Origin of the sequence: Streptomyces rugosispiralis (assembly GCF_024505145.1) — a bacterium.
Classification (GTDB): Bacteria; Actinomycetota; Actinomycetes; order Streptomycetales; family Streptomycetaceae; genus Streptomyces; species Streptomyces rugosispiralis.
Genome location: NZ_JANIAA010000003.1, coordinates 499,651 through 510,447 on the forward strand (window position 1 = coordinate 499,651; position 10,797 = coordinate 510,447).

Sequence of the window (10,797 nt, forward strand, 5' to 3'; positions counted from 1 at the left end):
CTCAGCGCCGGTCCTGGCCGACGAGGAACCGCGGTACCGCCGCGTCCGGCACGGTCACGGAGGCCGGGACCCGCCTGCTCAATGCCTCACCCTCGATATCCACATTCGGCAGCACACGGTTCAGGATACGAGGCAGCCACCAGGCCCGGTGGCCGAGCAGTGCCAGGACCGCGGGTGCGATCGCCATCCGGACCACGAAGGCGTCGAACGCGACGGCGGCGGCCAGGCCGACGCCCATCGTCTGGATGGTCGGGCTGCTCATCCCGATGAATCCGGCGAACACGCTGATCATGATGATCGCCGCCGCGGCCACCACGCGTCCGCTGTGCCGGAAGCCGCTCACGATCGCCTCGCCGGGCGACGCGCCATGGACGTGGGCCTCCCGTACCCGGGTGAAGAGGAAGACCTCGTAGTCCATGGCGAGGCCGAACACTATGCCGATGATGAGAATCGGCATCAGCGACATGACCGGCCCGGTCTGCTCGATGCCGATCAGGTCCGCCGCCCAGCCCCACTGGAAGACGGCGACGAGGACGCCGAAGGCGGCACCCACCGACAGCAGGAAGCCCAGCGCTGCCTTGACCGGGACCAGGACCGAGCGGAAGACCACCATCAGCAGGAGCACCGCCAGGCCGATGACCACGGTCAGATAGGGGATGAGGGCGTCCGACATGGCTTCGGAGATGTCGATGTTCATCGCGGTGGTGCCGGTCACCAGGATGGTGGCGCCCGTGTCGGCCTCGACGCCGGAGACCGCGCCCCGGATCGCGTGCACCAGGTCCTTGGTCTCGCCGCTGTTCGGCGCGGTCCGCGGGACGGCGGTGAGGACGGCCGTGTCCTTGGTGCGGCTGAGCACCGGATCACCGACCGACGCGACCCCGTCCACTCCGCGTACGGTCTTGACGACCAGGTTCGTGGCGGCCCGGGTGTCCCCGGACTTCGACGCGTCCACGACCACGGTCAACGGGCCGTTGAAGCCGGGGCCGAAGCCTTCCGACAGCAGGTCGTAGGCGCGGCGCTGAGTGGTCTCCACCGACTTGGACTCGTCTCCGGGCAGCCCGAGTTCGAGGCTCAGCGCCGGTAGGGCGACGGCGCCGAGACCGAGTCCGGCGATCATCAGCACGGCCACCGGCCGGTGCAGCACGAACCGCGCCCAGCGGGTGCCGAGCCCGGACCGGCCGGCCGCGGTGGGCACCGGGTGCGGGCGCTCGCCTCCCGACCGGCGGTTCGAGGGTGCCTTGCGGACGGCGCGGGACAGTACCTTGTTGCCGAAGAAGCCGAACAGCGCGGGGACCAGGGTCAGCGCGACGAGTACGGCGAGGGCCACGGCGCCCGCGCCGCCCATGCCCATCTTGGTGAGTTCGGGGATTCCGACGACCCCAAGACCGACCAGGGCGATGAAGACGGTCGCACCGGCGAAGACGACGGCGGACCCGGCCGTGCCCACCGCCCGGCCGGCGGCCTCCTCCGGCTCGCTGCCCCGGGCGCGCTCGTCGCGGAAGCGGGAGGTGATGAAGAGCGCGTAGTCGATGCCGACCGCCAGCCCCAGCATCAGCGCCAGGATCGCCACGGTGGACGTCAGGCCCAGCGGCACGGCCAGCGCGGAGACCAGGCCGAAGGCGATGGCCACGCCCACGAAGGCGGTCAGCAGCGACAGTCCGGCCGCGACCAGCGACCCGAGGGCGAGGACCAGCACCACGGCCGCCACCGCCACGCCGATGATCTCCGTCGTACCGCCCGGTTCCTCCTCCGCGTCCAGGGCCGAGCCGCCGATCTCCACGGTCAGCCCCGCGTCCCGGGCCTGGTCCGCGGCGTCCTCGAGGGCGCTCTTCGTCCGCTCGGTCAGGTCGACGGCGCCCGCGGTGTAGGTGATCGTGGAGTAGGCGATGGTGCCGTCCTCGCTGACGGCGCCGGTCTCATAGGGGTCGGTGGTCGACGCGACCTGTTCGCCCGCGTCCAGCGAGCCGAGCGTGTCCTCGACGGCCGCCTTGTGCTCCCTGGCCGTCACCCGCTGCCCGTCCGGGGCCCGGAACACCAAACGGGCCTCGGCGCCCTGGGAGTTGCTCTGCGGAAAGCGCTCGTCCAGCAGGTCGAACGCCTTCTGCGACTCGGTGCCGGGCATGGAGAGGTCCTCTTCCTTCCCCTCCGGCGCCATGGCCGCGGCGGCGACGGCCAGCAGCAGGACGCCCAGCCACAGACCACCCACGAGCCGGCGCCGCCGGAAGGCCCACCGTCCGATCCGGTAAAGAAATGTCGCCACCTGTTGATCACTCCAGACACCGCTAGGCAAGGGGAAACGCGCGCGATTCACGCGCCTCCAACACTTCCTTCCGGTGCCGCGCCGGGCATCGTCTCCCGCCGCCGTCTTCGTCTGGTGCGCCCGGACCAGCCACTCATATGTCCCTGGTGCCTACGCACTACAGGCCGGCTCGGGCCGGGGCGGGGCTCGACCTGTGAGGAGTTCGGTGACCTGGGCCGCGGCCGGACCCCACCGGCGCTCCTCAGACCATCAACCGGCCGGGCAAACATCGCGCGGGACTAGATCATCTTATCGAGTTAACGTCAACGGCTTCTCCGGGCCGACCGGGGACATCAGCCGCTAGTGTTCCCGAAGATCTGGAGGGATTCCTGCACGTTCCCCCTCCCTTCCTCTTTCCCGGTGACACGCGCGCCAGCCACCTCCCCTATGAAAGAGAGCCCGCCCGATGACAGTTGACACCGGCCCGGAAGCACATCGCCGTACTTGCCGACGGAGATCTGCCTGACGCGGCCGTGGCGGACAGCAGTCACCGCCTACTGCTCCGCCGCTGTCCTGGTGCCGGGCGCGCTCGGCGTGTTGAGGAACGTGCAGACCGCCCGCGGCCACGACTGCAGGACCGGCTCGGGCCGTCCAGGCACGCCCACGGCCCGGGACAGCCGCCCAACCCACCTCCGGGACAGCCACCGCAACCCACCTCCGGGACAGCCATCCGCCCCCTCCGGGACGACCACCCACCCCACCGAGGAGCCACGCATGCCCGCCCCTGAGCCCTCCCCTCCGCGATCGAGCCTGCCTGCGGCCGCTTCCCGCTCCGGGGCGAACGTCCTCGCCGAAGCCGCCGCCCGCGCCCACGACATCAAGGCCGCCACCGGTGCCCGCCCCCCTGCGCCTTCCTCGCCCGCCCCGCCTCCCGTAGACGTCCTTCCCGCCGACCTCCCCACCGCCGAGGCGGGGACACCCGGCGCCGACGTGGACCGGATCCTGCGTGGTCCGAGCGGCCTCGGCACGGCGGGCCTGCACCTGGCCCGGCGCGAGGAGCCGCCAACGCCGTCGGCACCGCCGGCGGTTCCGGCGGAGGGCACCCCGGTCCCGGGCCTCTACCACCACCCCGTGCCGGAGCCCGACCCGGTACGGGTGGAGGAGGTCAGCCGCCGGATCAAGGCCTGGGCTCTGGACGAGGTGGACCTGTATCCCGACGAGTGGGAGGAGCAGTTCGACGGCTTCTCCGTGGGGCGTTACATGGTCGCCTGCCATCCGGACGCTCCCACCGTCGACCACCTGATGCTCGCCACCCGCCTGATGGTGGCCGAGAACGCGGTGGACGACTGCTACTGCGAGGACCACGGAGGCTCGCCCATCGGCCTCGGCGGACGCCTTCTGCTGGCGCACACCGCCCTTGACGCCCTGCACACGACGCGGGAGTACCAGCCGCGATGGGCCGAGTCGCTCCACTCGGACGCGCCCCGACGCGCCTACCGCTCCGCCATGGAGTACTTCGTACGAGCGGCCGGTGCCTCCCAGGCCGACCGGTACCGGCACGACATGGCCCGTCTGCACATGGGGTACCTCGCCGAGGCCGCCTGGGCCCAGACGGACCACGTCCCCGAGGTGTGGGAGTACCTGGCGATGCGCCAGTTCAACAACTTCCGCCCCTGCCCCACCATCACCGACACCGTCGGCGGCTATGAACTACCGGCCGATCTGCACGCCCAGCCCGCCATGCAGCGGGTCATCGCGCTCGCCGGAAACGCCACCACCATCGTGAACGACCTGTACTCGTACACCAAGGAACTCGCCGGTCCGGGCAGACACCTGAACCTGCCCGTGGTGATCGCCGAACGTGAGGGCCTCTCCGACCGCGACGCCTATCTGAAGGCGGTCGAGGTGCACAACGACCTCATGCACGACTTCGAGGCCGAAGCCGCGGCCGCGGCCGTCGCCTTCCCCATCCCGACCGTGCAGCGCTTTCTCCGTGGCGTGGCCGCGTGGGTCGACGGCAACCACTACTGGCACCAGACCAACACCTTCCGCTACAGCCTGCCCGATTTCTGGTAAAAAGATTGGAACCCTCTGTGACCAGCACTGACCTCAGCGCCGACGTCGCCGCCGACTCCTCCAGCGCCTCCATGTTCATCCCCGCCCCGGCGACCCCCTACCAGGGCGACATCGCCCGCTACTGGGACCGCGAGGCCAGGCCCGTGAACCTGCGTCTCGGCGATGTCGACGGCCTTTACCACCACCACTACGGCATCGGGGAGGTCGACCGCGCCGCCCTCGGCGACGCCGACGACAGCGCATACGAGAAGAAGTTGATCGCCGAGCTCCACCGCCTGGAGTCGGCCCAGGCCGAACTCCTCCTGGACCACCTCGGCCCCATTGAACGTGATGACACACTCGTCGACGCCGGCTGCGGCCGCGGCGGCTCGATGGTCATGGCCCACCAGCGCTTCGGGTGCCGGGTCGAGGGCGTCACCCTGTCGGCCAAGCAAGCCGACTTCGCCAACCGGCGGGCCCACGAACTCGGCGTCGAGGACCACGTCCACGCCCGCGTGTGCAACATGCTCGGTACGCCCTTCGAGACCGGGCGGGTCGCGGCCTCGTGGAACAACGAGTCAACGATGTACGTCGACCTGGAAGACCTCTTCGCCGAGCACTCCCGCATCCTCGCGATCGGCGGCCGCTATGTGACCATCACCGGCTGCTGGAACCCGCGTTACGGCCAGCCCTCGAAGTATGTCTCCCAGATCAACGCACATTTCGAGTGCAACATCCACTCCCGCCGGGAATACCTGCGCGCCATGGCCGACAACCGCCTCGTGCCGCAGGCGGTCATCGACCTGACCCCCGCGACCCTGCCCTACTGGAAGCTGCGGGCCACGTCCTCCCTGGTCACAGGGATTGAGAAGGCGTTCATCAACTCCTACGAGGACGGTTCCTTCCAGTACCTGCTCATCGCGGCCGACCGCGTCTGATCGTCGGCCTCCGTCCCGCGGGCGGGGGCATGGGTCCAGCGGGCGCCCATGTTCCCGCCCGGGGCGCGGTCAGCCGCTGGAGCCGCGGACCACGAGCTCGGGTTTGAGGACGACGTCATCGCTGCCGTCGTCGAGGAGGGCGAGGGAGGCCTCGACCATGCGCTCGGCGGTCGAGCCCAGGGTGGTGAGGCCCGGCGCGGCGGTGTCGGAGATGTACGTGCCGTCGAAGCTCGTGATCGCGTACTCGGCGGGCACGCGTTTACCGGCGTGCTGAAGCGCCGTCAGCAGGCCGAGTGCGACCGTGTCGGCGGTGCAGATGATCGCGTCTGTGTCGCCGGGGTTCGCGAGCAGGAGCTTCGCCGCGTCGGTGCCGCTCGCCACGGTGAAGTTCGGCATTTCCAGAACCCGGTCGTCCGGCCCGGCGAGCGCGCGGAACGCGGCGGTGCGCTCGATGCTCGACGAGGAGTCTTCCTGGGCGTCGACCATCAGGATGCTGCGGCGGCCCCGCGCCCGCAGGTGCTCCACGAGCAGGCGGACCCCCGCCGCGTTGTCGAGCCGTACCGAGGGCGCTTCGACGCCTCGTGCGCGGCGGTCGACCTGCACGACGCGGTTGGAGCGCGCGAGCTCCGTGATCGCCGCGCCGCTGCGCTCGAACGCCGCGGGCACCACGAGCACCGCGTCCACCAGCACCCGGTCCATGGCGCCGAGCTGGCGCTCCTCGCTCTCCGGGCTCTCGCCCGTGTCGATCGTCACCAGCCGCTTGCCCTGAAGATCCAGGCGGCGTGAATACGCCGACACCAGCTCCGCGAAGTACGCGTTCGCGATCGCCGGAACGACGAGCGCCAAGGAATCCGTCGACTGAATCCGCAGCGCCCGCGCCGCCGCGTTCACCCGGTAGCCCAGTTCATCGCATGCGTTCCGCACCCGCAGCGCCAGCTCCGGATCGACATTGCGCTGAACGCCGGACAGCACACGGCTCGCCGTCGGCACCGAGACCCCCGCGCGCAGCGCCACGTCCTTCAAGCCTATGCGCGAGCCCATCCTGATCTCCCCTGATTTCCGCCCGGCGATGCTATCAGGACGGTCTCGACGACCCATTGACGCGGCAGGGGTCGACGTGCTTTGGTTCGGAAATGGTTTTCCCGGCGGTGAGAGTACCTTACGACAGCGGCTTAGCGGTCCACCCCGCCGCTTAGGGGTCCTTGCACTATGCCCGCCCGGGTCGCTCATAGTGCAAGGACCCCTTAGCGCCACGCCTCACCGCCGTACACGCCTCCCACCGCGGGCGCGACGGCGGTCACCGCGCGGGGCGCACCGCACACGCCACACCTCTCACGCGGAGCCGCGTCATCCCCGGACGCGGCCGACGCACCCCCGAACACGAACCCATGACTTCCCCGAGCTCGAAGCTCGACCATCCGCTCCTCCCCCACACCGCCACACACCGAAAGGCGCCCTTCCATGAGCAGTGAGGCTCAGCAAGGTCGTAGAGGCACGACCGTCGAATCGAACGGCGTCAATCCCGTTCCCGATGCCGAACGGCGCGGGAAGCCGCAGGGCCTGTTCGCTGTGTGGTTCGCCTGGAACATCTCGATCCTCGGCATCAGCTACGGCATCTTCGTCTTCGGCCTCGGCCTGAACGTCTGGCAGACGATCGTCGCCGGGACCGTCGGCTACCTCATATCGGCCACCCTCGTCGGCATCCTCGCGGTCGGCGGGCCCCGCACGGGACTGCCGACCCTCGCCCAGACGCGGTTCGCGTTCGGCATGAAGGGCAACAGGATCCCCGCGTTCTTCGCCTACCTGTCCAATATGGGCTGGAAGGTGACGATCATCACCCTTGCCTCGACCACCGGTGCGAACCTGTTCGCGAAGCTGTGGCCGTCGGTGTTCGCCGACACGGACGGATCGAGCGCCACATCCACGATCGTGCTGTGGTTCGTGCTGGTGCTCGCCCTGACGATGGCGGTCTCCGTCCTCGGCCACGAGCTCATCATGAAGGTCGAGGTCTGGATCTCGTGGGTGACCGGCATCATGACGGTCGCGTTCCTCGGATTCATGGTGCCCGAGATCGCGTGGGCGCATCTCGGTGACACCCCCGCCGGCGGACCGCTGGTGTTCATCGGCGGCATCATCATGGCGATGACCCTCGTCGGCCTCGGCTTCCTCAACTACGGTGGCGACTTCGCCCGTTACCTCCCGCGCGACACCCCGGCGCGCGGCGTGATCGGCTGGACGGTCACCGGGCTCAGCCTGCCGGTCGTCATCCTCCTCGCCGTCGGCGCGCTTCTCGTCGGCGGGGATTCCAAGCTCGGCGCCGCCACGGCGTCCGATCCGATCGGGGCGCTCACCGCGCTCCTGCCGATGTGGTTCTTCGTCCCCTTCTCCATCGTGATCGTCATCTCGCTCGTTTCGGCGGCCATCACCGGCATGTACAGCTCCGGCCTCGCGCTCATGGCGGTCGGCGTGCCGCTGCGCCGCTCCGTGACGACCGCGATCAACGCGATCATCATCGCGGCGGGCGCCTTCTACCTGCTGTTCATCTCCACCTCGTTCCTCGCGACGTTCCAGTCGTTCCTGTCGCTCATCGCCGTGATGATGGGCACCATGGGCGGCATCCAGCTCGTCGACTTCATCCGGCAGCGCCGCATGGGCTGGAACACCGGCATGGCGAACCCGCGCGGCTACGGCGGCCGCGACGGGCGCTGGACGGCGATCCTGAGTCTGATCACCGGAACCGTCGTCGGCCTCGGCCTCGTGACCAGCTCCGACCCGAACTTCGCGAAGATCACGGGATTCCTCCTCACCGAGCAGGGCCGCACCGGCGTGTTCGGGTCGAGCGGGCTCGGCATCGTCATCGCCCTGGTACTCGGCGCCGCGCTCTACGCGATCCTCACGTTCGGACTCGGGCTGGACCCGAAGCCCGACTACTCGCTCGTGACCGGCGGAGACGCCGCTCGCGAGGACGGCGGGCCCGAGGCTCCGGCCCCCGACGCGGCCGACAGGAACACGGTCGGCGGGAACACGGCCGACAGCAGCGCGGTCGGCGGGAACGCTGCCCGCAGGAACACGGCCGACTTCACCGAACGCTGACCGACCCGTGGCGGCGAGACCCTCGCGCGTCTCGCCGCCGCTCGAGGAGCTGACCCCTTGTCCGCCTTGCCCGCTTTGCCCGCCTCGTCCGCGCAGGAGACCGCGCTGTGCCGATTCCGGAACCCGGATCCATGGCATGCGCCCGCCGCCTACTGGTTCTGGCACCGGCTGCCCGACGAGGACACGATCCGCGCCCAGGTGCGGCAGATGCACGACGCCGGGATCCGGAGCTTCCAGGTACAGGCGCGGTTGTCGTACCCGATCGAGGGCTACCTGGACGACGACTACCTCGCCGCGTGCCGTGCGGCCGTCGCGACGGCCGCCGAGCTCGGCATGGTGGTCGGCATCTATGACGACTACAACTGGCAGACCGGCCACGCGGCGGGCCGGGCCGTGACCGGCCACGACGAGCTGCGCGAACGGCATCTGTTCTGGGTGCGGATCCCGGCGGGCGCGAGCGAGGGCTCGCTCAGCGGCATCCGCTCGGCGACGGAGAACCTCGGCCCGGCCGCGATGGACTGGCACTACGAGGGCGGCGTCGTCGCCTGGGCCGACTGGCGGGTCGAGTACGCGCTCGTCGTCGAAGCCACGGAGGCCGTGGAAGACACGGAGGCCGTGGAAGCCGCAGACACCACAGGAGCCGTGGAAGGGGAGCGCGGCGGCACGGCCGCCGAGCGGCCCGAGCTGGTCGGCCACGTGGACGGCGCCGCCGACAGGTGCCGTGTCCGCCTCGTCGAGTCCGTGCCCGACGGCGCGGAGGCGATCGTGTTCGTCTCCGCCCGCTGCGCGACCTCCCGGCTCGTGAACCCCGTCGACCCGGTCGCGGTCGATCGCTTCATCGAGGCGGGCTACCAGCCCTTCGCCGACGCCCTGGGCGACTTCTTCGGCTCCACCGTCGCCTATATGTTCTTCGACCAGCCGCACGCCGTGTACTACGACTGGGCGGAGCGCACGGGAGACCTGCGTTCGGCGATGCCGTTCCACGAGAGCCTGGCCGTCTCGATCCGGGAGCGCTGGGGCGGGCGGACCCCCCAGGTGCTCGCCGCCGTGCTCGACGGGGACGACCCGGAGCGGCTGAGCCTCCGCGCCCAGTTCTACGAGCACTTCAGCGGCTACGCGATGGAGACGTTCCTCGGCAAGCTGCGCACCTGGAGCCACGCCCACGGCCTGCGGCAGTCCGGCCATGAAGTCCTCGGGCACGTCGGCGGCTGGGCGCTCGACACCGCGTTCGCGAACTGGGACCTGCGCGTGAACTTCGGGCTCGACCACTTCGGCGTGGACGGCTACCGCGATCTCACCGCGGTGGACGCGCAGGACGCCCTGGTGCAGCTCAGCCCCGTGTTCGGCGACTCGGTCGCCCGCCACCACGGCCGCGGCGGGACGATGGTCGAGCAGTACTTCGTCACCCCGCCCGAAGGCGGGACCCCGTGGTCCGGCCACTGGGGGCTCACCCTGCAGGAGTTGCGCACGACGGCGATCAACCACCATCTGCAGGGCATGCGGCAGATGATCTTCCACGGCTTCTACCAGACCCACGGCCATGGAGACGATCACGAGTCGCTGCGGAATCCGCGCTTCGACTTTCCCCCGGGCATCAACTTCGAGCCGTGGTTCGCCGAACATCACGCGCGGTTCGCGCTCGAGAGCGCGCGGCTGAGCGAATTCCTCGAACCGGTGTCACCACAGTGCGATGTGGCGGTCCTGTACCCGTTGCGTACGGTGTGGACCGCGGGTCAACTCGGCGAGCAGGCGTCGGCGACGGGCGAGTGGGCCCGCGCGCTCACCGAATCCCGGGTGGGGTTCCACCTCGTGGACGAGCGCGATCTCGAGGGCGCCACCGTGGCGGAAGGCGCGGTGTGGATCGGGGACCGCCGGTACCGGGCGCTCGTGCTCCCCGCCGTGACGACGCTGCGCTCGGCCGCGTCGCTGCGCCAACTTCGCCGCCTGACCGAATCGGGCGTACGGGTGCTCGCCAGCGGCGCGACGCCCGCCGTCTACCAGGAGGGCCCACAGACCGCCGCCGAGGACTGGGCGGACCTCGCCCCCGCCGTGGAGTTGTTCCCGGCGGCCCCCGAGGAGGCGGTGCTGCGCGGGCTCGTCGCACCGCGTGAGCGGACTGAGCCGACGCCGCGCGTGCCCGAGGGCTCGGCGGTGCGCTGGCGCGGCGGCCCGGACGCGGTCGGCGGCTTCCGCTTCGCGTGCTTCGCGGAGACCGAGGGGACGGTGGAACTCCTGCTGCCCGACGGGCCCTGGCACATCGAGGAATGGGAGGCCGCCGACGGCACCGTACGCACCCTCGAAGCGGCCGGGAACCCGGTCGTGCTGCGGCTGGAGCAGAACGCGCTGCGCCTGTTGCGTGTGCGCAGGGGCGCGGAGCACGCTTCCGGTCCGGCGCACGCCACGGCGGATTCCGCGGCCGCGGCCGGTCACCGCCCCCCGGAGTGGTCGGCGCCGGAGACGCTCGAGTCCGGC

At 70.5% G+C, this 10,797-nt stretch carries 6 protein-coding genes; 4 read left to right on the forward strand and 2 right to left on the reverse strand.

Annotated features, from left to right (window positions below; translation table 11 throughout):
• Window position 1: 1 nt before the first annotated feature.
• Window positions 2–2,260 (reverse strand): MMPL family transporter, encoded by a 2,259-nt coding sequence (locus NP777_RS08700; protein WP_256649480.1) that lies wholly within the window; start codon window positions 2,258–2,260, stop codon window positions 2–4.
• Between the two features lie 753 nt (window positions 2,261–3,013).
• On the opposite strand from NP777_RS08700, the gene NP777_RS08705 reads away from it, so the two are divergent.
• Together NP777_RS08705 and NP777_RS08710 are read left to right on the forward strand one after the other, a co-directional pair.
• Window positions 3,014–4,315, forward strand: a complete 1,302-nt coding sequence (locus tag NP777_RS08705; protein WP_256649481.1) for a family 2 encapsulin nanocompartment cargo protein terpene cyclase — start codon at window positions 3,014–3,016, stop codon at window positions 4,313–4,315.
• Between the two features lie 17 nt (window positions 4,316–4,332).
• The gene (locus NP777_RS08710; RefSeq protein WP_256649482.1) at window positions 4,333–5,232 is read left to right on the forward strand and encodes a geranyl diphosphate 2-C-methyltransferase; all 900 of its coding nucleotides are present in this window, start codon (window positions 4,333–4,335) and stop codon (window positions 5,230–5,232) included.
• 69 nt (window positions 5,233–5,301) lie between these two features.
• Here NP777_RS08710 and NP777_RS08715 read toward each other — a convergent pair whose 3' ends face one another.
• Complete coding sequence (locus NP777_RS08715) at window positions 5,302–6,246, reverse strand: LacI family DNA-binding transcriptional regulator (protein ID WP_256649483.1); 945 nt, start codon at window positions 6,244–6,246, stop codon at window positions 5,302–5,304.
• Between the two features lie 447 nt (window positions 6,247–6,693).
• Here NP777_RS08715 and NP777_RS08720 point away from each other — a divergent pair, with 447 nt between their 5' ends.
• Both NP777_RS08720 and NP777_RS08725 read left to right on the forward strand, forming a co-directional pair.
• On the forward strand, window positions 6,694–8,325 hold the full coding sequence (locus NP777_RS08720) for a purine-cytosine permease family protein (protein ID WP_256649484.1): 1,632 nt from the start codon (window positions 6,694–6,696) through the stop codon (window positions 8,323–8,325).
• A gap of 57 nt (window positions 8,326–8,382) precedes the next feature.
• Window positions 8,383–10,797: hypothetical protein (locus NP777_RS08725; RefSeq protein ID WP_256649485.1), on the forward strand; the 2,415-nt coding region annotated here is incomplete at its 3' end.

What these genes read in the sequence shown, in the direction of transcription:
- NP777_RS08720 (WP_256649484.1), top strand. Translation starts at nt 6,694, where the DNA reads ATGAGCAGTGAGGCTCAGCAAGGTCGTAGAGGCACGACCGTCGAATCG.
- NP777_RS08705 (WP_256649481.1), top strand. Translation starts at nt 3,014, where the DNA reads ATGCCCGCCCCTGAGCCCTCCCCTCCGCGATCGAGCCTGCCTGCGGCC.